The organism is Pseudomonas silesiensis (assembly GCF_001661075.1).
GTDB lineage: Bacteria > Pseudomonadota > Gammaproteobacteria > Pseudomonadales > Pseudomonadaceae > Aquipseudomonas > Aquipseudomonas silesiensis.
This window is the reverse complement of sequence record NZ_CP014870.1, coordinates 5141780-5164314: the sequence shown is the minus strand read 5'-3', so window position 1 is coordinate 5164314 and position 22535 is coordinate 5141780. Positions and strand designations below refer to the sequence as shown.

The window sequence follows — 22535 nt, the reverse complement described above, 5'->3', positions numbered from 1 at the left end:
ACACTGCAAAACACAGGTGGTGACACAGCTCTTGTGTTCACCACGAAACAAATGTGGGAGCGAGCCTGCTCGCGATGACTGACTAACATCCAACCTCTTCGTTGAATGTTAAGCCCTCATCGCGAGCAAGCTCGCTCCCACAGGTTTTTGTGTCAGGCGTTGGATTTGGCGGCCAGCCCATCAGCCCGGAACATTGCGCGAATCCCGCGCACGGCCTGACGAATCCGGTCCTGGTTTTCGATCAGCGCAAATCGCACGTGATCATCCCCATACTCCCCGAACCCTACACCCGGCGAGACGCAGACCTTGGCCTCGGCGAGCATTTTCTTGGCAAACTCCAGAGAGCCCAAGTGCGCATAGGCCTCGGGAATCTTGGCCCAGACGTACATCGCGGCTTTAGGGTTTTCCACCATCCAGCCCAGTTCATGCAGGCCCTTGACCAGCACATTGCGCCGCTGGCGGTATTGCTCGGCAATGTCTTTGACACACTGTTGATCGCCTTCCAGTGCGGCAATGGCGGCGACTTGCAGCGGGGTGAAGGTGCCGTAGTCGTGGTAGCTCTTGATCCGCGCCAGGGCGTTGACCAGTTCGGCGTTACCGACCATGAAACCGATGCGCCAGCCGGCCATGTTGTAGCTCTTGGACAGGGTGAAAAACTCCACCGCGATGTCCTTGGCGCCGGGCACTTGCATGATCGACGGGGCTTTCCAGCCGTCGTAGACGATGTCGGCATAGGCCAGGTCGTGCACCACCAGCACGTCGTACTGCTTGGCGAGGGCGATCACCCGCTCGAAGAAATCCAGCTCCACGCACTGGGCGGTGGGGTTGGACGGGAAGCCGAGGATCATCATTTTCGGTTTCGGGATCGAACCGCGAATCGCGCTTTCCAGTTCGGCGAAAAAGTCCACGCCCGGAATCAGCGGCACCGAGCGCACCTGGGCGCCGGCAATCACGGCACCATAGATGTGGATCGGGTAGCTCGGGTTCGGCACCAGTACGGTATCGCCCTGGTCGAGGGTCGCCAGCATCAAGTGCGCCAGGCCTTCCTTGGAACCGATGGTGACGATGGCTTCGCTTTCCGGGTCGATGTCGACCTCGTAGCGATCCTTGTACCAGTTGGAAATCGCCCGGCGCAGACGCGGGATGCCCTTGGACGTGGAATAACCGTGGGTGTCTTCGCGCTGGGCGACGGTGACAAGTTTGTCGACGATGTGCGGCGGTGTCGCGCCGTCGGGGTTGCCCATGCTGAAGTCGATGATGTCTTCGCCACGACGACGGGCGGCCATCTTCAGCTCGGCAGTGATGTTGAATACGTAAGGGGGGAGTCGATCTATGCGCGCAAAGCGGCGCGGCGAACCTGGGTTAGCCATTGTTGCCTCGGATAACGTGAGCGCCCGGAACCGTCCGAGCGACGCTGGCCACTGCGGTGGCCTGTGGCGGAATGTACGGGCAGCTGTGGCACACTGTCCAGCGTCTATGTAAACAAATTTGTCCGAAGGAAATCGGTTGATGGAATTTACCAGTGGTTTTTTGCTGAGCCTTTCGCTGTGCCTGGATATCGGCGTGGCCAATATCGCGATGATCACCCTGGCGATGCAGCGCGGCTATTTCCAGGGCTTTGCCCTGGGGTTGGGGACCTGCGTCGGTGACCTGATCTATGCGGTGCTGGCGCTGGCGGGCATGACGGTTTTGCTGCAGTACGAGACTGTTCGCTGGGTGCTGTGGATCGGTGGTTCGGTATTGCTGGTGTACTTCGCGGCGAAGATGATCTATTCGGCGATTCACCACGAGGCGCTGCTGGCCGAGACTGCCGAGGTCGGGCACAACTCCCATCGCAAGGAGTTTTTCCGCGGAATATTCCTCGCCATGTCGTCCCCCAGCGCCATTCTCTGGTTCGCTGCCGTGGGCGGCACATTGATTGCGCGTTCCGGCGGTGGTGGTGCCCTGAGTTCGGCGCTGTTTCTCGGTGGTTTTCTCTGCGCCGGGGTGCTCTGGTGCGTTGGCTTGTGCTTCGCGGCGAGCCATGGTGGCAAGTTGCTGGGCGACAAACTGCTGCGTTACTCGTACCTGGCATCTGCAGCGATCTTCTGCTATTTCGCGGTCTACGTGATTCTATCTGGTTACAACGAGTTCATCGGGTCTGGCGCCGTCGAACAGCTTCACGCACTGTAATTGGGCGAATCGGGATTGGCTTCTATACTCCCAGCCGAACCCACTTTTTGTATCAGGAGTCGAGTCATGGATGAGCAAACAGGCGTCAAACCGGTCGAGCCACGCTTCGAAAACGGTCACTTCCTGCTCATTGCAGGGTTTGGCGGGCGATTTACCGCCTCCACTACGGGTGGGATCCCCGCGCTCTGGGAGCAATTCATTCCCGAGATCGGCAAAATTCCTGGTCAAAAAAGCGAAGTGACTTACGGCATCTGCTGCAACCCGGATGGCAAGGGTGGTTTCGAGTACATCGCCGGCGTCGAAATCAGCAAACTCGACGACCTGCCTGACAAATATCGTTGGGTGGAGGTTCAGCCTCAGCACTACGCCATATTCGAGCACAAGGGAGCCTTGGACACCTTGCCCCAGACCTTCCAGTACATCTGGAAAACCTGGCTGCCACAGTCCGGTTATCAGGCGGCGGATGCCCCGGAGTTCGAACGCTACAGCGAAGACTTCAACCCGAAGCTCAACACCGGCGTGCTGGAAATCTGGTTGCCGCTCAAGGCGTAAAGGCTGGACCGAGAGGCGGATCGGCGATTCGCCTCTCGCTGTCGAGCTGACGCTGCTTTATGATCCCCTGTCTTTCCCCCCGCTGATCCGAGCCGACATGAACACCGTCATTCGCCACGTCACCCCCGCTGACCTGGACCGCTGCTACACCATCGAAACCCTTGCCTACGAAGGTGACGAAGCCGCGACCCGGGAGAAAATAGCCACCCGCATCGCCACCTGGCCCGAGGGGTTTATCGTGACCGAAGTGGACGGCGTCGTCGCCGGTTTCATCAACTCCGGGGCGGCATTTGAAGTGCAAATGTCGGACGAGGCGTTCAAGGAGCTGATCGGCCACGACCCGGCCGGCCCGCACGTGGTGATCATGTCCGTGGTGGTGCATCCGGATTTCCAGGGGCAAGGCGTGGCAAAACGTTTGATGGCTGAGTTCATCGAGCGGATGCGCACGTTGAACAAGGCCAGCGTCAACCTGATGTGCAAGGAGCGGCATATTCCGTTCTACGCCGGTTTTGGCTTCGCCTACATCAAGCCTTCCGCCTCCGACCATGGCGGAATGGAATGGCATGAGATGGTACTCAAACTCTGACTTGTAGGAGCGAGCTTGCTCGCGATGATCGTTAACGATAACGCGTGCGATCTGGTTAAACGCGGCGCACTTGAGTCCATCGCCAGCAAGCTGGCTCCTACAGGTCAGTGTTCCCCGGGATTGGGTGAATAACCACAAAAAAAGCCCCGGCTCTTTCGAGTCGGGGCTTTTTGCGTTGCAGAGACTGGCGCTTACAGCACTGGGTAGTCGATGTAACCGACCGGCCCCTTGGCGTAGAACAATTCAGGGCGGGCCTCGTTCAACGGTGCATCCGCCTTCAAGCGAGCGGGCAGGTCCGGGTTGGCAATGAATGGCACGCCAAAGGCGACCGCATCGGCCTTGCCGCTGGCCAGCCAGGCGTTGGCGCTGTCCTTGGTGAAGCGTTCGTTGGCGATGTACGGGCCGCCGAAGGCTTCCTTGAGGCGTGGGCCGAGACTGTCGCCGGCTTCTTTTTCGCGCGAGCAGATGAAGGCGATACCGCGCTTGCCCAGTTCGCGAGCGACGTAGGTGAAGGTTTCGGCCAGGTTGTCGTCGCCCATGTCATGGGAGTCGGCGCGCGGGGCCAGGTGCACGCCGACGCGGCCGGCGCCCCAGACTTCGATCGCGGCATCCGTCACTTCCAGCAACAGGCGCGCACGGTTTTCCAGGGAGCCACCGTAGTGGTCGGTGCGCTGGTTGGTGCTGCTTTGCAGGAACTGGTCGAGCAGGTAACCGTTGGCGCCGTGGATTTCCACGCCGTCGAAACCGGCGGCCTTGGCATTTTCGGCACCGACGCGGTAAGCGTCGACGATGTCGGCGATTTCAGCGGTTTCCAGGGCGCGCGGGGTGGGGTAGTCGGCCAGTGGACGAACCAGGCTGACGTGCCCCTTGGGCTGGATGGCGCTCGGTGCGACCGGCGCTTCGCCATTCAGGTACGACGCGTGGGAAACCCGGCCGACGTGCCACAGTTGCAGGAAGATCTTGCCGCCTGCGCCGTGGATCGCTTTGGTCACGTTGGTCCAGCCACGCACCTGGTCGTTGGACCAGATGCCCGGGGTGTCCGGGTAGCCGACGCCCATCGGCGTGACGGAGGTGGCCTCGCTGAGGATCAGGCCGGCCGAGGCACGTTGCACGTAGTACTCGGCCATCAGTGCGTTCGGCACCCGGCCTTCGTCGGCGCGGCAGCGGGTCAGCGGCGCCATGATGATGCGGTTGGCCAACTCGAGGTCGCCCAGTTTGATCGGATCGAAAATAGTCGTCATGAAAATACAACCCTCGTGAGGTATCAGTTGATCAGTAGGTAGCAGGGGCCAGTTCGGGATTGCCGCGCTGACGGAACGTAATCAGGGTCACCAGCAGGGCGAGTACCGCCAGTGCGGCTGCCGCGAGCGGCACGCGGGTCAGGCCGAAACCGTGGGCGATGACGCTGCCGCCGACCCAGGCACCCAATGCGTTGCCGACGTTGAAAGCGCCGATGTTCAAGGTCGACACCAGGTTCGGCGCGGCCTTGCCGTAGGTCACGACGTTCACTTGCAGGGCGGGTACGGCGGCAAAGCACGCGGTAGCCCAGAGGAACAAAGTGATTTCGGTGGGGATCAGCGCGACGCTGGTCCAGGTCAGCACGGTAGAGATCACCGCCATTGAGATGAAGACACCAATCAGCGTTGCAGCCATGCTTTTGTCAGCCAGCTTGCCGCCGATGATATTGCCGACGGTCAGGCCAAGGCCGATGAGCATCAGGGTCCAGGTCACGCCTTTGGGCGAGACCCCGGTGACCTCGCCGAGCAGCGGGGCGACGTAGGTGAACAGGGTGAACACGGACGCCGCGAACAATGCCGTCATGCTCAGGGACAGCCAGATCCCGGCACCCTTGAGGGCGCGCAGTTCGGCGCGCATGTCGAGCTTCTCTTCGTCACGCTTGGCCGGCAGGAAGCGGATCAAGCCGATCAGCGCGATCACACCGATCACGGTCACGGCCCAGAACGTCGAGCGCCAGCCGGCTTCCTGGCCGAGCGCGGTACCCAGTGGAACGCCCAGCACGTTGGCCAGGGTCAGGCCGGTAAACATCAAGGCCACGGCCGAAGCGCGCTTGTTCGCCGGCACCAGGCCAGCCGCCACCACCGAACCGATGCCGAAAAACGCACCGTGACACAGGGCAGTGACCACCCGGGCGAACATCAGCACGTTGTAGTCACTGGCCACTGCACAGAGCAGGTTGCCAACGATGAAGATGCCCATCAACGCTACCAGGGCGGCCTTGCGTGGCAGCCGGGAAGTGGCCATTGCCATGAACGGCGCACCGATGGCCACGCCCAGGGCGTAACCGGTCACCAGCCAGCCGGCGCCGGGGATCGACACGCCGAGGTCGGCCGCCACCTCGGGCAGCAGGCCCATGATGACGAACTCGGTGGTGCCGATGGCGAAGGCGCTCAAGGCCAGGATGAGTAGCGAGAGGGGCATTGTTTCAGTTCCTTGTCGGAGCGCTGAGCTCTTTGACGATGGCGTCGAGGAACGCCTGGATCACGTCCTCGTTGCGTTTGAAGAAGTGCCATTGACCGGCTTTCTGGCTGCTGATCAGTCCCGCCCGCTGCAAGGTCGCCAAATGGGCGGACACGGTCGACTGCGACAGGCCGCAGCGTTGGTCGATCTGTCCGGCGCAAATGCCGTACTCGTGGTTGTGCAGCTGTTCCGGGAACTGCGCTTTGGGATCTTTCAGCCAGATGAGGATGTCTCGGCGTACTGGGTGTGCCAGCGCTTTTATTATTTCGTCGAGGTCGATGGTCATGGGTTTGGGCTCGTGATGAGTAAAACGCTATATCGCGATGAGGCGAACTTTAAATCGGTACTTCGCGATATACCAATATGATTTTGGTCTGACGACCGCGTAAATCGGTATATCGGGTTATAACGATATGTTGGTTGTCCAGATGTAAAGCCGCAGTGCTAAGCTGCGTCCATGAATTATCTCGCACATCTGCACCTCGGTGGCCAGCGCCCCGGTCAATTGCTCGGCAGCCTGTATGGCGATTTCGTCAAGGGACGGCTGCAAGGGGCGTTCGATCCGGAGATCGAGGCGGCCATCCAGCTGCATCGCCGCATTGACGTCTTTACCGACCGCCATCCGTTGGTGGATATCTCATTGTCGCGATTTTCCATGACTCGTCGGCGTTACGCCGGGATCGTGCTCGACGTGTTTTTCGACCATTGCCTGGCGCGGGACTGGACGCTTTACGCTGATCGGCCGCTCGAGCAATTCACATCGAATGTGTATCGGGTACTGTCGGCTGAGCCGCAGCTGCCGGAACGCCTGGCGATGATCGCGCCGCACATGGTGGCCAATGACTGGTTGGGGTCTTATCGGGAATTCGCAGTGTTGGAGCAGGTGTTGCGGGGGATTTCGCGGAGGCTGACGCGGCCGGAGGAGCTGGCGGCGGCGATGCAGGAGTTGCGGGTGTTGTATGAGCCGTTGAGCGAGGATTTCCGGTTGTTCTATCCGCAGCTTCAGGATTTCGCACAGAACCGGTTACACGATCGGCTGACACAATCTCTGTAGGAGCGAGGCTTGCTCGCGAAGGGAACGCCGCGGTGTATCTGATGCACCACGTTATCGTTCTTCGCGGGCAAGCCTCGCTCCTACGGATTGCGGCGTTACGCGGTGGTGAGTTCGCCAGAAGCAGATTCAGGCGGCGATCAGTTCGCCCGCACGCCGCGGTTCTGCCGGTCTCGCCACTTCGCCAAACAACGCCTTCTGCACCGCCTGCTGCGCTTCAAACGCCAGTGCGGCCCGCTCGCGACCTTCGCAAGCGATCGGCTCGAGCAGATGAATCTCCACCTCGCCCCGATCATTGGCAAACAAACGCATCAAGTGCGAGAGCAAATCATCATCGCCAATGAAGGGGGCCAGGGAATCGAGCTCGCCGGCGCGCAGATAACGAATTGCCACCGGCTGCAGCTTCACTTGCGAATCGATCGCCGCCGACAGCAATCGCCCGTGGAAGGTGCGCAACGAGCGGCCATCGGTGGTGGTGCCTTCCGGAAACATCAGCAGTGGATGTTCCTGCGCCAGATGGCGGGTCATCTGTTTGCGGATCAACTGGCTGTCGCCCGACCCGCGACGGATGAACAGGCTGCCGGCCTTGGCCGCCAACCAGCCCGCTACGGGCCAGGTGCGCACTTCTGCCTTGGACAGGAATGACAGTGGCGTGAGCATGCCCAGCAACGGGATGTCGGTCCAGGACACATGGTTGCTGACCCAGAGCATCGGCGCTTTCGGCAATTCACCGTGCACGGTCACGCGAAAGGGCAGGGCATTGCCCAGGCGCGCCATGAAGAACCGCGACCAACGCTGGCGGCGGACCATCGAATGGGCGATCCCCAGGCGTTCGAACAGCCCGAACACCCCGGCCATGGTCAACCCCAGCGCCACCACCACCAACACTCGCGCAATCCGCGCGTACACCCGCAACCGGCTCATCACACGGCCGCCTTGAAGTGCTTGGCGTAACGCGGGCAAAGTTCGTCGCGCTTGAGCAGGATGAAAACGTCGGCGACCTGGAAGTCTTCGTCCCAGCACGGCTCACCGCAGATCTTCGCGCCCAGGCGCATATAAGCCTTGAGCAGCGGCGGCATTTCGGCGATGACGTTGGACGGGATGTCCAGGCTCGGCAGTGGTTTTTTCGGTTCGGCCCGCAGGTGTTCGGTGCACAGGTAACGTTCGCGCAGGCGCTGCATGATTGCGTGGGCCTGGATGCCGCCGTCCTGCATCGGGATGCTCGCGCACCCCATCAAGTAGCTGTAGCCGCCCTGGTTCAGCACTTCGGCCAGTTCGCCCCAGAGCACGGCGATGGTGCCGCCGTTGCGGTACGCCGGGTCGACGCAGGTGCGGCCGATTTCCAGGATCGGCCCCTTCAGATGGACCAGTCCATGCAGGCTGAATTCTTCTTCGCTGTAGAACTTGCCCAGCGTGCTGGCGGCTGTATGGTCGAGCAAACGGGTGGTCGCCACCAGGCGCCCGCTGTTCAGGTCACGCACGCCGATGTGGGCGCAGTGAACATCATAGTCATCCATGTCCAGTCCCAGCTCCGCGCCTTTGAGCCTGGCGTTGAATTCGCCGCTGAACACGTTGAAGCGCAGGGCCTGGGCTTCCTGCAAGGCCTCGGCGCCCACCAGGCGTTCGGCTTGCAGGCGGCGTTCATTGCCGGTGTCGCTGATGCGGGCGATCTGAGTCATTGCGAGTCTCCGTACGGGCTGTTCACCCGTCGTGGGTTGCAGCCGATCGACTTTCTTTATGCAGCCGTGTTGTGCAAAGTCAGGCTATGTAGCCCCGGTGTCATCGCCATGAAGCTTTGGTGATGCTTATATGACAGCCCACAAGGAGCCTCTTATGCCCTGGCAAACCCTGTTGAACCACCGCGATCGCTTGCTCGCCAACCCGGATCTGGGCGAAGGATTCGCGCACTTGCAGGACAGGCTCGGCGCGGTGACGCCATTTGAGTTGGCAGTGCTTGGCGGGCGCCTGATGGCAACACCGGGGCTGGCATTTCTGGTGGGGTATCAGGCGGCTTTGCGCATGCTCTGGCCCAGCGCGCCGCCGAGCCTCGGCGCGTTATGCGCGACGGAACAGCGCAGCCTGCGGGTGGCGGACATGCAGACCCGCCTGAGTGGCCTGCGCGTGAGCGGGCGCAAGGATTTCGTCACCGCTGGGGATGCGGCCGACTGGTTGCTGGTGGCGGCCCGCAGTGAAGACAGCGGCGAAACACCGCGCCTGAGCCTGGCAGTGGTCTATCCCGATGAACCGGGCGTGCGCCTGGAAAAACTGCCGGCGATTCCTCTGATGCCCGATATCAGCCACGGCCGGTTGATGCTCGATGGCGCGTCATGCGAATTGCTGGCCGGGGATGGCTGGGATGCTTACGTCAAACCCTTCCGCACCCTCGAAGACGTCTACGTATTAAGCGCAATGACGGCCTGGCTGTATGGCGTCGGCCACGATAGCGACTGGCCGCAATCGCTGCAATTGCGCTTGCTGGCGCTGCTGGCCGGGTGCGCGGAAGCCAGCCGCCAGGCCCCCAACAACCTGGCCGGGCATGTGTTGCTTGGCGGATTGTTTGCGCAGTTCGATGGGCTCAAGGTCGAGGTGGATCAGGCACTGGCCGATGGCCCGCCGCAGTGGGCGGCGATGTGGCAGCGGGACCGGGCGGTGATGGATTTGGCGGCGGGGGCAAGGGGAAAGCGACTGGCCAAGGCACTTACCGGATCTTCGCTGAGTTGACGGGCCCCATCGCGGGCAAGCCCGCTCCCACAGGGATCTCTGGTGTGCAGAATATTGTGTACTACGCAAATCCTGTGGGAGCGGGCTTGCCCGCGAAGGCGGCCTCCCGGCCCGCACATATTCAGAACTGTCATCAACCTCGACTAGGCTCAGCAGGCCAATCCCTCGAGCCCCCATCATGTTCAAAGGCTTGCCCCTGCTTTTCCTGCTGCTGCTCAGCCTCCCGGCCCACGCCGAAAACTGGCCTGGCGCTCAATGGTCAACCGGCCCGGCAGCCACCGGCCCGGCACTTCAAGCCCTGGAGGCTTACGCCTTCCCGCCCCGCGACGACACCACCCGCCAAGGCATTCGCACCGATGCCTTGCTGGTGATCCGCGACGGTCAATTGATCTACGAACGCTACGCCGGCCCGACCACCGCCGATACCCCGCACCTGACCTGGTCCATCAGCAAAAGCCTGATGGCCACGGTCCTCGGCGTGGCCTATGGCGAGGGCCGGTTCAACCTGCAGGACCCGGTGGTGAAGTTTTATCCGCCGCTGCACAGGCATCCCACCCTGACCATGGCCGACCTGCTGCACTGGGCGTCGGGGCTGGACTGGCAGGAAGACTATGAATACGCACCGTTGAAGTCGTCGGTGGTGGCCATGCTCTACACCCGGGGCCACCGGGATACCGCCGCGTTCACCGCAGACCACGACGACTACGCCCAGTCTGGCCAGGCATTCCGTTATTCCAGTGGTGACACCAACCTGCTGTCGGCGGCATTGAAAACCATCGTCGGTCCGACCCGCTACCCGGACTATCCATGGGTCGCGCTGTTCGAACCTTTGGGGATTGGCCACGCAGTCTGGGAAACCGACGCCAGCGGCACCTTCGTCGCCTCGTCCTATGCCTACCTCACCGCCCGGGACCTGGCACGCGTTGGCCTGATGATGGCCCGCGACGGACGCTGGGGTGATCGACAAGTGGTGCCCAAGGACTGGGTCGCATTCAACCGCGAACCTTTCGCCCGCTATCAGGCCAGCCAGGACGAAGCGGTGCCCGGCGGCCATTGGTGGCTCAATCGCTCGATAGCGGGTAGCGCAACGCCCTGGCCCGACGCTCCCGCCGACACGTTCGCCGCCCTGGGTCACTGGGGGCAAGCGATGTACGTGATTCCCGGCGAAAACCTGGTAATCGTGCGCTACGGCGATGATCGCGATGGCAGCTATCGACACAACGAATTGCTCAAGCTCGCGCTCAAGGCCTTTGTCGCGAAGGTGCAGCCATGAACCGCCACGGTTTTGTTCATCGCCGACCGTTCTACACGGTGTGGTGGGTCCTGTTGATCGTGTTGCTCGGCTGGGCCTGGCAGGAGCGGGTGGCACTGTGGGCGTTCCCGGACATCATCAGCGCCTACACCGCCAAGGAATATTGCTCATGCCGGTACGTGATGGCTAACGACGCCGAGTATTGCCTCGGTTACGTGAAGCAGTGGATGCCGGTCAGCGGGTTTACCGATGACGCGGCGAGCAGGCGCGTGACGGTCAGCGGCATGGGGCGCAGCAATAGCGCAGTGTGGGTCGGTGAACGCCTGGGCTGCCGCCTGCAACCTTGAATACGATGACGATCTTTTGTGGCGAGTGTCAGTAACGGACAGTTTGCATCTGGCTCACGGGCGGTTAAGGTTCGCTCAGGTTTATTTGCCCCCACGAGTCTTTATGCTCAACCGCTCCCTGTTCAAAACCCTCGCTATCCTGCTCCTGGCTGGCGCCTCGTTATCGGCCCGGGCCAATTGGTACCTGGACGGCGAATCCTCGCGGCTGTCGTTCATCAGCACCAAAAACGCCAACATCTCCGAAGTGCAACGCTTTCTGGTACTGCACGGCAAGGTCAGCCCCACGGGCCTGGCCGAGGTGGAAGTCGAACTGGAGTCGGTGAACAGCGGCATCCCCTTGCGCGACGAACGCATGCGCAAGGAGCTGTTCCAGATCCAGACATTCCCCGAAGCGCTGATCACCACGCAAATCGATCTGCGCCCGATCAACGATCTCGCGCCCGGTGCGCAACTGGAATTGCGTTTGCCGTTGACGGTCAATCTGCACGGCAAGCAACACCAATACAGCGCCGAACTGCTGGCGACCCGCCTCGATGATCGACGCTTTCAGGTCGTGACCCTCGAACCGCTGGTGATCAACGCCGAAGATTTCGACCTGGCACCTGGCCTGGAAAGCTTGCGCAAGGTCGCCGGGTTGTCGGCCATCAGTCTGTCGGTGCCGGTGGGTGCGGTACTGATTTTCACGGCGCGCTGACATGGCCGGCGCAATTTTCCCCTGGCGTGAAGGCAATGCGTTTGAACTGCTGATCGACGGCCCTCAGTTTTTCCCCCGGATGCTGGTGGCGATTGCCCGCGCCGAAGAACAGGTAGAACTGGAGCTGTACCTGGTGGAGGCGGGCGCCTGTGCCGAGGCCATGGTCCAGGCGCTGGTCCAGGCCGCCGAGCGTGGGGTGCGGGTACGTTGCCTGTTCGATGATTACGGCAGTCTGGCGTTCACGCTGACCATGCGACAGCGGCTGACGACGGCGGGTGTCGAGCTGCGTTTCTACAATCGTCTGAGCTGGCGACGCTGGGTCGGCAATTTCTACCGCGATCACCGCAAGCTGTTGCTGGTCGACCAGTGTCTGGCGGTCGTCGGCGGCACTGGTGTCACCGATGAATTCTGGACGCCGGGAGAAGACACCAGCGAATGGCATGAAGTGATGGTGGCAATCAGCGGCCCGCTGGTCATCGACTGGCAGTTGCTGTTCGATCGTCAGTGGATTGCCAACCGTCATCGCCGTGCCTGGAAACCGGCGTCGAACTTCGGCTTGCCGCGTTTGCCGCGCGTGCCGGCCATGGGCGAGGGCATGGGCCGGGTCGCTTATGCCGACGCCCGTCAGCACCGGGACATCCTGCAATCGCTGGTTCGCGCACTGAACAGTGGCCAGCGGCGGATCTGGCTGGCCACCCCTTATTTCTTGCCGACCTGGAAAGTCCGTCGCTCACTGCGCCGGGCGGCCGCCCGCGGCGTCGATGTGCGCCTGCTGCTGACCGGGCCGCGTACCGATCACCCATCGGTGCGCTACGCCGGGCATCGCTACTACCCGCGATTGCTCAAGTCCGGGGTGAAAATCTTCGAATACCAGCCGTGTTTCCTGCACCTGAAAATGGTGCTGGTCGATGATTGGGTGAGTATCGGCTCGTGCAATTTCGATCACTGGAATCTGCGTTTCAACCTGGAAGCCAACCTTGAAGCACTGGATGCAGGGCTGACACGTGCGGTGGCGGCGAGTTTCGAGCAGGACTTTGCCCTGAGCCAGGAGGTCAGCCTCGAGGCGTGGCAACGCCGGCCATTGTGGCGCCGGGTGAAGCAGAGGGTGTGGGGGTGGGTGGATCGGTTGGTGGTGAACGTGCTGGATCGGCGGGGCTGACCCAATTTCCGCAACACCCCAGAATCACTGTGGGAGCGAGCTTGCTCGCGATGGCGGTGTAACAGTCAACATAGATGTTGGATGTTACGGCCTCATCGCGAGCAAGCTCGCTCCCACAGGTTTTTGCAGTGTTTGGACGGTTACAGCAATTCAAAACTCTGCTGCGTCACATCCTGGGAATCCAGGCCGATCTGCACATTGAACTTGCCCGGTTCCGCTGCGTACTTGAGCCGGGCGTTGAAGAACTTCAGGTCATCCTCGGTGATGGTGAAACGCACGACTTTCTGTTCACCGGCCTTGAGCATGATTTTCTGGAAATTCTTCAATTCCTTGACCGGTCGGATCATCGAGCCGGTCACGTCCTGGATGTACAACTGCACCACGGTTTCGCCGTCGCGCTTGCCGGTGTTTTTCACCATGACGCTGGCGTCGAGCTTGCCCGTCTTGTTCAGCGTGGTCGAGGACAAGGCCATGTCAGTCAGGCTGAAGTCGGTGTAGCTCAAGCCAAAACCGAACGGGAACAGGGGGCCTGTGGTGTCATCGAAATACTGCGAGGTGTAGTTGCCCGGTTTGCCCGGCGTGAACGGCCGGCCGATGCTCAGGTGGTTGTAGTAGGTCGGAATCTGACCCACCGAGCGCGGGACGGTGATCGGCAATTTGCCCGACGGGTTGTAGTCGCCGAACAGCACGTCGGCGATGGCATTGCCGCCTTCGGTGCCGCTGAACCAGGTTTCCAGGATCGCGTCAGCTTGTTCCTTTTCTTCGAGAATCGACAGCGGCCGGCCGTTCATCAACACCAGTACCAGCGGTTTGCCCGTGGCTTTCAATGCCTTGATCAGCTCGCGCTGGTTGACCGGAATATTCAGGTCGGTACGGCTCGACGATTCATGGGACATGCCACGGGATTCGCCCACTGCCGCGACGACGACATCGGCATCCTTGGCGGCCTTCACGGCCTCGTCGATCAGCACTTGCGCCGAGCGTGGATCGTCTACCACTTCCGGGGCATCGAAATTCAGGAAGTTCAGGTAGTCGAGAACTTTCTTGTCGCTGGTGATGTTGGCGCCACGGGCATAGATCAGCGTCGACTGTGCGCCCAACGCATGGGTCATGCCGTCGAACAGGGTCACCGATTGAGCCGGCCGGCCCGCGGCCGCCCAGCTGCCCATCATGTCGATCGGCGCCTTGGCCAGCGGGCCGACCAGGGCGATTTTCGCGGTTTTCTTCAGGGGCAGGGTTTCGCCCCGGTTCTTCAGCAATATCATACTGCGGCGCGCAACGTCGCGGGCCTCTGCGCGGTGCAGGCGGCTGTCGGCGTAGGTGTCGACCGGGTCATCCTCGGCCTTGCCGATGCGCAGGTACGGGTCCTTGAACAGGCCCATGTCGTATTTGGCCCCCAGCACGGCACGCACGGCATTGTCGATGTCGCTCTGCTGGATCTCGCCGGCCTTCAGCAACACTGGCAGTTCCTTGCCATAGAGCGTGTCGTTCATGCTCATGTGGATGCCGGCCTTGATGGCGAGCTTCGCGGCTTCTCGACCGTCACGGGCTACGCCGTGCTTGATCAGTTCGAAAATCGCCCCGTGGTCGCTGACGGCCAGGCCCTTGAAGCCCCATTGCTGGCGCAACAGGTCATTCATCAGCCAGGTGTCGGCGGTGGCCGGCACGCCGTTGATCGAGTTCAGCGCAACCATCACCCCACCGGCTCCGGCGTCGATCGCGGCGCGGTACGGCGGCAGGTAGTCCTGGTACATCTTGACCGGGCTCATGTCGACGATGTTGTAGTCGCGACCGCCCTCGACCGCGCCGTACAAGGCAAAGTGCTTGACGCTGGCCATGATGCTGTCGGCCGCGTTTGCGCCCGCGCCCTGGAAGGCTTTGACCATGACGCCGGCGATGCGCGACACCAGGTAAGTGTCTTCGCCGAAGCCTTCGGAGGTGCGGCCCCAGCGTGGGTCGCGGGAGATGTCGACCATCGGCGCGAAGGTGATGTCGAGGCTGTCCGCCGCGGCTTCTTTGGCGGCGATGCGCCCGGACAGGCCGATGGCGTCCATGTCCCAGCTCGACGCCAAGGCTATCGGAATCGGGAAAATGGTGCGGTGGCCGTGGATCACATCGTAGGCGAAGAACATCGGGATCTTCAGCCGGCTGCGCATGGCCGCGTCCTGCATCGGACGGTTTTCCGGGCGGGTGATCGAGTTGAACGTGCCGCCGATGTTGCCGGCGGCGATTTCCTGGCGGATCAGCTCCCGGGGCATTTCCGGGCCTATGCTGATCAGGCGCAGCTGGCCGATTTTTTCATCGAGGGTCATTTGCTTCATCAGGTTGCTGACGAAGGCGTCCTTGTTCTCCAGAGGTGCGGGCGTCGTGGCGGCCAATACGGTATGACTGGCCAGGCTGACGAACAGGCCCAGCAAACACAGCTTCTTCATGAATGGTTTTCTCTAAAGCCTAAACGGCAGTGAATACGCGCCGGTCAGCCAAAATTTAGGGAGCGACTATTGTTGTTCAGGTAAATGCAGCACAGTTCTATAGTGTTTTAGCGCTGGGGCATCTTTTAGCCCATTGGCTCGATGCAATCCAGTGGCGGCGCAGATTATGCCCCAAGAGCCGTCTTCAAAGTTCGCAGGTTGTTTTTTCAACGGAATGTGCAAGGGAGCGTCAACCAGATGAACGTACGACACCACTATCGGACCCGCCTGCAGCTGGCAGCCTTGATGTTGCTGAGCGCCTTGCTGGCCGGCTGCGGCATCAACAATATTCCGACCCTCGACGAACAGGCCAAAGCCGCCTGGGGCCAGGTGCAGAACCAGTACCAGCGCCGCGCCGACCTGATCCCCAACCTGGTGGAAACGGTCAAGGGCTATGCGCAGCATGAACAGGAGACCTTGACCGCGGTGGTCGAAGCCCGGGCCAAGGCGACTTCGATTCAGGTCGATGCCAACACCCTGGACAACCCGGAGAAACTTAAACAGTTCCAGCAGGCCCAGGATCAGCTGACCGGCGCATTGAGTCGTTTGATGGTGGTCGTCGAGCGCTATCCGGATCTCAAGGCCAACCAGAACTTCCTCGCGTTGCAATCGCAGCTTGAAGGCACCGAGAACCGCATCGCCGTGGCCCGACGGGATTTCATTCTGGCGGTGCAAAAGTACAACACCGAAATTCGCACCTTCCCTGGTCGCCTGTGGCACACGGTGATGTATAGCGACCTACCTGTGCGCGAGACCTTCGAGGCCACCAGCGCCGATGCGCAAAAAGCGCCGGAAGTGAAATTCCAGTAAGCGCCGGTTCAGGTTGGGTGCGTCACCATGGATGAGGTTGCCAATGCGTTTGATGAAAGTTGGCCTGGTGCTGTTGCTCTGGGTGCTGGCCCTGACGGCCCAGGCCGAATTGAAGTTTCCGCAACTGACCGGGCGGGTGGTGGACAACGCCGCAATGATCGAGCCGTCGGTGCGCGAACAGCTCATCCAGCAGCTCGACGCCCATGAAAAGGCTACCGGTGAGCAGTTGGTGGTGGTCACGTTGCCGGATCTGCAGGGCACTGACATCGCGGACTTCGGTTATCAGCTCGGGCGCCACTGGGGAATCGGCCAGAAGGACAAGAACAACGGCGCGTTGCTGATCGTCGCCCGGGCCGAGCGCAGATTGCGCATCGAGGTCGGTTATGGTCTGGAGGAGCGCCTGACCGATGCGCAGAGTTCGGTGATCATCAATCAGGTGACCACCCCGGCGTTCAAGGCCGGCAACTTCAGCAAGGGTATCAGCGACGGGGTCGCGGCGATGCTGGTGGTGTTGGGGGGTAACCCGCTGGATGAGCCGTCCACGGTCTTTGAACCCCGGGGCGATCAGGACAGCGACTTCGTTTCGCGGCATCCGGGGTTGTTGGTGTTTCTGGTGATGCTGTTCATCCTGACGATTTTCGTCTGCCAGATGCTCGGTATCCTGCCCAGTGGTGGCGGTGGTGGCCGAGGCAGCTCGGGAGGCGGGTTTGGCGGTGGCGGTGGCGGTTTTGGTGGCGGCGGCGGGGGCTTCAGTGGCGGTGGGGGCAGTTTCGGCGGCGGCGGTTCGTCGGGCGGCTGGTGATGACGCTGGCGGTAAAAAACATTAGCGAGCAGGCATTTTCAACATGGCATTACTGACCGAACACGAACAACGCAAAGTCGCCGAGGCGATTGCCCGGGTCGAGCGCGACACCGACGCCGAACTGGTGACAGTGCTCGCGGCCCGCGCCGACGACTACGCCTACATCCCGTTGCTCTGGGCCAGTCTGCTGGCGCTGGTGGTGCCCGGTGTCGTGCACTACCTGACCGGATGGCTGACCCTGCACAGCCTGCTGCTGGTGCAATGGGGCTCCTTCATCGTGCTGTGCCTGTTGTTTCGGATTCCCAAAGTCACTACGCACCTGATCCCGCGCTCGGTGCGTCACTGGCGCGCCTCGAACCTGGCCCGTCGGCAGTTCCTTGAGCAAAACCTGCACCACACACTGGGCAGCACCGGCATGTTGATTTTTGTCTCGGAGGCCGAGCGCTATGTCGAGATTCTGGTGGATGAGGGCATTTCGAAGCGCCTGGATAACTCGAACTGGGACACGATTGTGACGGCGTTCACTGAGCAGGTGAAACAGGGGCAGACCTTGCAGGGGTTTGTCACCTGCGTCGACGCCTGCGGCGAATTGCTCAAGGTGCATGTGCCGGTGACCCATGTGCGCAATGAGTTGCCCAACCGGTTGGTGGTGCTTGGCTGAGGACCTGCGCAGGTCCGTTTGTGTAGCGCGCGACGCTACAACCCCGGCAAGTTGTTTGAGTGCAGGCCAATCTTCAACATCTCTCTCTAACAGTGAGCGCCCGGTAACGGGTGTTCTGACATAGAGGGAGTTCTTGTCATGTCAACACATCAACCGTTCGACTCTTTTAACTGTGCAGTACCCGGTGGCGCAGGTAATGACCCATCGGCCCGACTGACCGCAAAAGAGAAGCAAGCCCTGATCTGGTGCTACCAAGGGAAAACTTCCTGGGAGATCGCCATGATTCAGCATTGCTCGGTATCCACGATCAATTTTCACTTCTCCAATATCCGCCGCAAATTTTCCGTCAGCTCACGCAGGACCGCTTTGCTCAAAGCCATCGAGACAGGCGTCATTGTTATCGAAGAGATCAATTCGCGAGGCGCCCATGAACCTCACTGACTCGATCTACAACAGCCTCAGTGGGCTCATGCTGGGATTGGGCATCGCGACGCTGCCCTCGATCGATGGCGAAGCGCTGTTCGGTGCGGCGCTGGGCGCATGGCTTGTCACAACGACCGGGAGCCATTTCAAGTCCTGGCAACGTCTAGGCTCCTGGTTGCTGTCGGCGGGCGTCGGCTATCTGTTCACCCCTGTTGCATTGCAGTTGGCCCCGTTCTTGACCGAAGGCGTGACCGCCTTTTTCTGCGCACTGATCGTCATCCCGATCAGCGTCAAGCTGATGCAGTGGGTTGACGGGGCCGGTATCGGCGAAATCATTCGACACTTGCGAGGACGGCGATGATGGGGGATGAAATGATCGCGCTGGTCTTCGTCATCGGTGTGGCTCAATTGCTGAGCGCGTTCAGGTTTGCCAGTTATCAGCGTGACGACATCATGCTGTTGTGGGATGCCTTGACGTAGCGAAATGGCGGATTACAGGGGGGCTTCATGCGTCGTTCGAATGCTGTAGTGCGGCGAGGATGGAGGTCATTTCCGACAGTTTGAGCTCCATATCGCGCAGTCGCCATTTTTCTTCCAGTGCATGTTGTATGGCGCAGCGATCATCTTCGCCGAGCAATCGCCAGAGCGCGAGAATAGTGTTTTCCCGGGTTTTGCTTTCTTGAGTGTCATCGGCGGAAGCGGCCAGTGTATGTCGCAGGATGGGGCCTTCACCCAGTAACAGCCAATCCAGCGAGATGCCGCGCGTTTGTGCGATATCTACGCATAATGAGTATGGTGTGCTGTCGCGTCCTTTCCAGCTACTCAGTGTTTGAGGGCTGACCTGCAGCGCGGTAGATAATGAGGCATCGGTTTTGGTGCCGGTTATCAGCTTCAGACGAGTCAGGACATCTTGTGATTTTTTGCTACTCAATTCTAGCCTCTTCCTTTTGACACATGCATTTTGAGTGTCTAGATTACGCATAGTGCGTACTTTTTTTCTTGTGAGTGTTCAATTGTCAACTATGAATCAGAACAATACGATGTCGAAACTTCCTAATGGTATCAGGGTGATTTCCTACGAGCTTGACTCGTGCCTGATACGGAGCCGCTTATCGCACTTCCTTTTGTCTGGCCGTCGTTATTTGCAAGATCGGGGCGGGGTGATCAATGTTTCAAGCAGTATTGCGTCTGCTCCTGTTGATTGCCACCCGATCACCGCCGGGAGTCAAGCATGAGTACCTATAAAATGGTGTGTCCGCACTGCTTGAGCCGGATGCGTATTCGTACCAGTGAGGGGCGTCATATTTTCCTGCGGGTGGCGTATTTACAATGTACGTCGGAGGCGTGCGGCTGGTCGGTTCGGGCCGAGTTCGAAATGACCCATGAACTTTCGCCCAGTGGCATGCCCAATCCGGCCGTGCACTTGCCCTGCGCGGGGGCCGACCTGCGTCGCGCCGCCCGGCCTGTCGCGGAGACGACCCCGCTGGCGGAAACGCCACAGGAGTCACTGGCATGAAGGAAGGCGATGAAAGCCAGGCCTTGAATGAGGAGTTGCTGGCCATCGCCCAGGCATTTCTGGCCCGCCATGAGGGCGACGGATGGATCGATGATCAGGTGCTGTTCTGTCGTGCGGTGAAGCACCTGGTAAGTATCGACGTGCCAATGCATTTGGCGCAAAGGTTGGTCAGCCATGCCTATGGTGTGCTCAAGTCCAGCCATGATCGCCGGCGTCTGGACATCTCGGCCAGCTCCGAAACCGTCGCCGTGGTCACCGATCCGGCCAACGGCCTGACCTGGGCGGTACCGGTGGGGTTGATTGTCAAGTACGTCATCAACTCGCCCGCCAACCGTAAACTGCGGTTGGTGGAACCCTGAGGGTTCAGTGGGGGAGTTCAGGTCCTGGAGGGCGTGGCCGGGACCTGTCGCAAAATAACCCCGTGCCGAAAACCCCTATCCCCCTTAAAATGCCGTTCATTCCCCGATTTTCCACGCCGAGACGTCTTTTACATGTCCGTTACCGCCAGCCTCACGCAGGATCATCACGCGCAGTTTATCGACCTGTTGGCGACCAGTCTGAAGCAGAACGCTTTCATCAAGCTGGTGCTGGCCAAGTACGTTGGCACCGAGACAGACCTGCAGCGGCTGATCATCAAGCAATTGATGGTCAAGGATCAGCCCTGCCTGTCGTTCGTCTACCGTTACAAGACCCGCGACATCACCAAGAACCTGGCGCTTGCCGAAGGCATCGCGACCATCGCCGGGTTGCTGCCGGCCTCGTTCAAAAATGCGCATTTGCTGGCACTGACTGACGAAGTCCAGCTCGAATACAGCAAAAAGGGCAAGTCTTCGCTATTCAAGAGCAAACCTCAGCAATTACGCGAAGTGCCGTCCGCCGAGCACAACCGCGAGAAAAACCGCTTCCTCGACCTGAGCCGACCCTTCCTTGCCGACCTCGGCGTGACCAACAAGCAACATGAGCTGATCCCGGCGATGTCGCGCAAGTGGAAGCAGATCAACAAATTCATCGAAGTCTTCAGCCACGCGCTGACTTCGTCGCCCCTGGCGCTGGACAAGCCGGTTCGCGTTGCGGATTTCGGTTCGGGCAAGGGTTATTTGACGTTCGCGATCCACGACTATCTGCGCAATACCTTGAAAGCCGAAGGCGAGGTGACCGGGGTCGAGTTGCGTGAAGACATGGTCACCCTGTGCAACACCGCGGCTGCAAGGCTGGAGCATCCGGGTCTGGTGTTCAAATGCGGTGATGTGCGCAGCGTTGCGCCGAGCGAACTGGACGTGATGATCGCGCTGCATGCCTGCGACGTCGCTACCGACTATGCGATCCACACCGGCATTCGTTCCGGGGCCTCGATCATCATGTGCTCGCCGTGTTGCCACAAGCAGATCCGCCTGCAGATCCAGAGCCCGGCGCTGCTCAAGCCGATGCTGCAATACGGCCTGCACTTGGGCCAGCAGGCGGAAATGGTCACCGACAGTTTGCGTGCGCTGTTCCTGGAAGCCTGCGGTTATGAAACCAAGGTCTTCGAGTTCATTTCACTGGAGCACACCAACAAGAACAAGATGATCCTGGCGGTCAAGCGCGCCGAACCGGTGGACCCGGCTCAGCTGTTGGTGAAGATTCAGGAACTGAAGGATTTCTATCACATCAGCGAGCATTGCCTGGAATCCCTGTTGCGGGCTGACGGCTACCTCTGACCCTGTAGGAGCGGGCCTGGCAAAGGTGTCCGCGCCGATCGCCTTCGCCAGGCCGGCTCCAGGATCATGCGGTGGCAATCCGGGCAGGTTTGATTGCCGTCTTGCGCCCCAGTATCACGGTCAAGATCACCCCCGCGGCAAACAGCCAGGTAATCGGCTCGACGTGCTCCCCGAAGAACAACGCCGAAAACGCGATGGTGAAGAAGATCTGCAACAGCTGGATCTGACTGACCCGGGCAATGCCGCCCATGGCCAGCCCGGCGTACCAGGCAAAGAAGCCGATGAACTGCGAAAACAGCGAGACGTAACCGAACGCCCACCAGGTCCTGGTCGAAATCTCGCCCTGATGTTGCAGCGCCAGGTACAGCACCGGGCCGATCAGCAGCGGGGTCGACAGCACCAGTGCCCAGCAGATCACCTGCCAGCCGCCCATCTCCTTGGCCAACCGGCCGCCTTCGGCATACCCCAGGCCACCCACGGCGATCGCCCCCAGCATCAGCAAATCACCGGCCTGAATGCTGCCGGCTCCGCTGATCAACGCATACCCGAGCACCAGCGCGCTGCCCAGTGCGGCGCAGGCCCAGAAGGCTTTCGACGGTCGTTCATGGGACAACCAGGCGGCATACAGCGCCACGCACAGCGGTTGCAAACCATTGACCAGCGCGCCGTGGGACGCCGGCAAGGTCTGCATGGCCCAGGCCGAGAGAACCGGGAAGCCGAGGATCACTCCGGCAATCACCAGGCTCAACCCCTTGACCTGTTTCCATGTGGGCCATTGTTCCCGACGCCACAGCAATAGCATCGCCGCCGGAACCGCCGCGAACAGTGCACGGCCCAGGCCGTTGAGCAACGGATGGAGTTCCTGCACGACGATCCGTGTGAAGGGCAGAGTGAGGCTGAAGATCACAACGCCAAGCAGGCCGAGGGCCATGCCGGTATTTTCGCGCGAGGACATGATGGCGACCAGAATTCAGGGGGGCGGGAAGGCCTTCATCTAGCCATAAACCAAGGACGTTGCTCTGTTACAGCTGAACGCGGAATTATCCGTACAGTTTGAGGACGCTATCGCGGGCAAGCCACGCTCCCACAGGTTCTGTGTCGTTCTTACGGCCGATGCAAAACCTGTGGGATCGTGGCTTGGTC

Annotated in this window: 26 protein-coding genes; 17 read left to right on the top strand and 9 right to left on the bottom strand. The window is 60.7% G+C overall.

All coding sequences use genetic code 11. The features are described 5' to 3' along the window. Positions 1-152: 152 nt before the first annotated feature. The gene (alaC, locus tag PMA3_RS22935; protein ID WP_064679327.1) at positions 153-1370 is read right to left on the bottom strand and encodes an alanine transaminase; all 1218 of its coding nucleotides are present in this window, start codon (positions 1368-1370) and stop codon (positions 153-155) included. 139 nt (positions 1371-1509) lie between these two features. On the opposite strand from alaC, the gene PMA3_RS22930 reads away from it, so the two are divergent. From PMA3_RS22930 to PMA3_RS22920, 3 genes are all read left to right on the top strand, one after another. Further along, positions 1510-2172 (top strand): LysE family translocator, encoded by a 663-nt coding sequence (locus PMA3_RS22930; protein ID WP_064679326.1) that lies wholly within the window; start codon positions 1510-1512, stop codon positions 2170-2172. Between the two features lie 66 nt (positions 2173-2238). Further along, positions 2239-2724: a GyrI-like domain-containing protein gene (locus PMA3_RS22925; RefSeq protein ID WP_064679325.1), complete on the top strand. Its 486-nt coding sequence runs from the start codon at positions 2239-2241 to the stop codon at positions 2722-2724. Positions 2725-2821: 97 nt separating this feature from the next. Next, positions 2822-3310, top strand: a complete 489-nt coding sequence (locus PMA3_RS22920; protein WP_064679324.1) for a GNAT family N-acetyltransferase — start codon at positions 2822-2824, stop codon at positions 3308-3310. A 191-nt stretch (positions 3311-3501) separates the two neighbouring features. On the opposite strand, the gene PMA3_RS22915 is transcribed toward PMA3_RS22920, so the two are convergent. The 3 genes from PMA3_RS22915 to PMA3_RS22905 are packed head-to-tail and all read right to left on the bottom strand — an operon-like array spanning position 3502 to position 6074. Further along, a complete protein-coding gene (locus tag PMA3_RS22915; protein ID WP_064679323.1) occupies positions 3502-4551 on the bottom strand; it encodes an alkene reductase in 1050 nt (349 codons plus the stop codon). A gap of 31 nt (positions 4552-4582) precedes the next feature. Then, a complete protein-coding gene (locus PMA3_RS22910; RefSeq protein WP_064679322.1) occupies positions 4583-5749 on the bottom strand; it encodes an MFS transporter in 1167 nt (388 codons plus the stop codon). 4 nt (positions 5750-5753) lie between these two features. Continuing rightward, complete coding sequence (locus PMA3_RS22905; RefSeq protein ID WP_064679321.1) at positions 5754-6074, bottom strand: ArsR/SmtB family transcription factor; 321 nt, start codon at positions 6072-6074, stop codon at positions 5754-5756. A 171-nt stretch (positions 6075-6245) separates the two neighbouring features. On the opposite strand from PMA3_RS22905, the gene PMA3_RS22900 reads away from it, so the two are divergent. Beyond that, positions 6246-6842 (top strand): acyl carrier protein phosphodiesterase, encoded by a 597-nt coding sequence (locus PMA3_RS22900; protein ID WP_064679320.1) that lies wholly within the window; start codon positions 6246-6248, stop codon positions 6840-6842. 126 nt (positions 6843-6968) lie between these two features. Here PMA3_RS22900 and PMA3_RS22895 read toward each other — a convergent pair whose 3' ends face one another. Both PMA3_RS22895 and olsB read right to left on the bottom strand, forming a co-directional pair. Next, positions 6969-7763, bottom strand: coding sequence for a lysophospholipid acyltransferase family protein (locus PMA3_RS22895; RefSeq protein ID WP_064679319.1), 795 nt, complete (start codon positions 7761-7763; stop codon positions 6969-6971). After that, complete coding sequence (olsB, locus tag PMA3_RS22890) at positions 7763-8518, bottom strand: L-ornithine N(alpha)-acyltransferase (RefSeq protein ID WP_064679318.1); 756 nt, start codon at positions 8516-8518, stop codon at positions 7763-7765. The genes PMA3_RS22895 and olsB overlap by 1 nt, the downstream gene beginning before the upstream one ends. Before the next feature lie 154 nt (positions 8519-8672). Here olsB and PMA3_RS22885 point away from each other — a divergent pair, with 154 nt between their 5' ends. The 5 genes from PMA3_RS22885 (at position 8673) to PMA3_RS22865 (ending at position 13012) form a co-directional block, all read left to right on the top strand. Then, entirely contained in the window at positions 8673-9560 is an 888-nt protein-coding gene (locus PMA3_RS22885; RefSeq protein ID WP_064679317.1) for an acyl-CoA dehydrogenase family protein, read from the top strand. A gap of 178 nt (positions 9561-9738) precedes the next feature. Beyond that, the gene (locus PMA3_RS22880; protein ID WP_064679316.1) at positions 9739-10833 is read left to right on the top strand and encodes a serine hydrolase domain-containing protein; all 1095 of its coding nucleotides are present in this window, start codon (positions 9739-9741) and stop codon (positions 10831-10833) included. After that, positions 10830-11159: a hypothetical protein gene (locus PMA3_RS22875; RefSeq protein WP_064679315.1), complete on the top strand. Its 330-nt coding sequence runs from the start codon at positions 10830-10832 to the stop codon at positions 11157-11159. Before PMA3_RS22880 ends, PMA3_RS22875 begins: the two co-directional genes overlap by 4 nt. Positions 11160-11262: 103 nt before the next feature. Further along, the gene (locus PMA3_RS22870; protein WP_064679314.1) at positions 11263-11853 is read left to right on the top strand and encodes a YceI family protein; all 591 of its coding nucleotides are present in this window, start codon (positions 11263-11265) and stop codon (positions 11851-11853) included. 1 nt (position 11854) lies between these two features. Beyond that, the gene (locus PMA3_RS22865; protein WP_064679313.1) at positions 11855-13012 is read left to right on the top strand and encodes a phospholipase D-like domain-containing protein; all 1158 of its coding nucleotides are present in this window, start codon (positions 11855-11857) and stop codon (positions 13010-13012) included. Positions 13013-13152: 140 nt separating this feature from the next. On the opposite strand, the gene bglX is transcribed toward PMA3_RS22865, so the two are convergent. After that, positions 13153-15444 (bottom strand): beta-glucosidase BglX, encoded by a 2292-nt coding sequence (bglX, locus tag PMA3_RS22860; protein WP_064679312.1) that lies wholly within the window; start codon positions 15442-15444, stop codon positions 13153-13155. A gap of 237 nt (positions 15445-15681) precedes the next feature. Here bglX and PMA3_RS22855 point away from each other — a divergent pair, with 237 nt between their 5' ends. The 5 genes from PMA3_RS22855 (at position 15682) to PMA3_RS22840 (ending at position 18540) form a co-directional block, all read left to right on the top strand. Further along, the gene (locus PMA3_RS22855; protein WP_064679311.1) at positions 15682-16293 is read left to right on the top strand and encodes a LemA family protein; all 612 of its coding nucleotides are present in this window, start codon (positions 15682-15684) and stop codon (positions 16291-16293) included. Between the two features lie 43 nt (positions 16294-16336). Then, complete coding sequence (locus tag PMA3_RS22850) at positions 16337-17095, top strand: TPM domain-containing protein (RefSeq protein ID WP_064679310.1); 759 nt, start codon at positions 16337-16339, stop codon at positions 17093-17095. A gap of 43 nt (positions 17096-17138) precedes the next feature. Continuing rightward, positions 17139-17756: a TPM domain-containing protein gene (locus PMA3_RS22845; protein ID WP_064679309.1), complete on the top strand. Its 618-nt coding sequence runs from the start codon at positions 17139-17141 to the stop codon at positions 17754-17756. A 138-nt stretch (positions 17757-17894) separates the two neighbouring features. Then, complete coding sequence (locus PMA3_RS31080; RefSeq protein ID WP_082930402.1) at positions 17895-18197, top strand: helix-turn-helix domain-containing protein; 303 nt, start codon at positions 17895-17897, stop codon at positions 18195-18197. Continuing rightward, positions 18184-18540, top strand: coding sequence for a putative holin (locus PMA3_RS22840; protein ID WP_064679308.1), 357 nt, complete (start codon positions 18184-18186; stop codon positions 18538-18540). Before PMA3_RS31080 ends, PMA3_RS22840 begins: the two co-directional genes overlap by 14 nt. Before the next feature lie 144 nt (positions 18541-18684). Here the strand turns inward: PMA3_RS22840 and PMA3_RS22835 are convergent, their stop codons facing one another. Continuing rightward, positions 18685-19110: a helix-turn-helix domain-containing protein gene (locus PMA3_RS22835; protein ID WP_082930401.1), complete on the bottom strand. Its 426-nt coding sequence runs from the start codon at positions 19108-19110 to the stop codon at positions 18685-18687. 300 nt (positions 19111-19410) lie between these two features. On the opposite strand from PMA3_RS22835, the gene PMA3_RS22830 reads away from it, so the two are divergent. From PMA3_RS22830 to PMA3_RS22820, 3 genes are all read left to right on the top strand, one after another. Continuing rightward, positions 19411-19695, top strand: coding sequence for an Ogr/Delta-like zinc finger protein (locus PMA3_RS22830; RefSeq protein WP_064679307.1), 285 nt, complete (start codon positions 19411-19413; stop codon positions 19693-19695). Then, on the top strand, positions 19692-20054 hold the full coding sequence (locus PMA3_RS22825) for a hypothetical protein (RefSeq protein WP_064679306.1): 363 nt from the start codon (positions 19692-19694) through the stop codon (positions 20052-20054). Before PMA3_RS22830 ends, PMA3_RS22825 begins: the two co-directional genes overlap by 4 nt. 132 nt (positions 20055-20186) lie before the next feature. Further along, complete coding sequence (locus tag PMA3_RS22820; RefSeq protein ID WP_064679305.1) at positions 20187-21392, top strand: class I SAM-dependent methyltransferase; 1206 nt, start codon at positions 20187-20189, stop codon at positions 21390-21392. A gap of 64 nt (positions 21393-21456) precedes the next feature. Here the strand turns inward: PMA3_RS22820 and PMA3_RS22815 are convergent, their stop codons facing one another. Continuing rightward, the gene (locus PMA3_RS22815) at positions 21457-22347 is read right to left on the bottom strand and encodes a DMT family transporter (protein WP_064679304.1); all 891 of its coding nucleotides are present in this window, start codon (positions 22345-22347) and stop codon (positions 21457-21459) included. Positions 22348-22535: the final 188 nt, after the last annotated feature.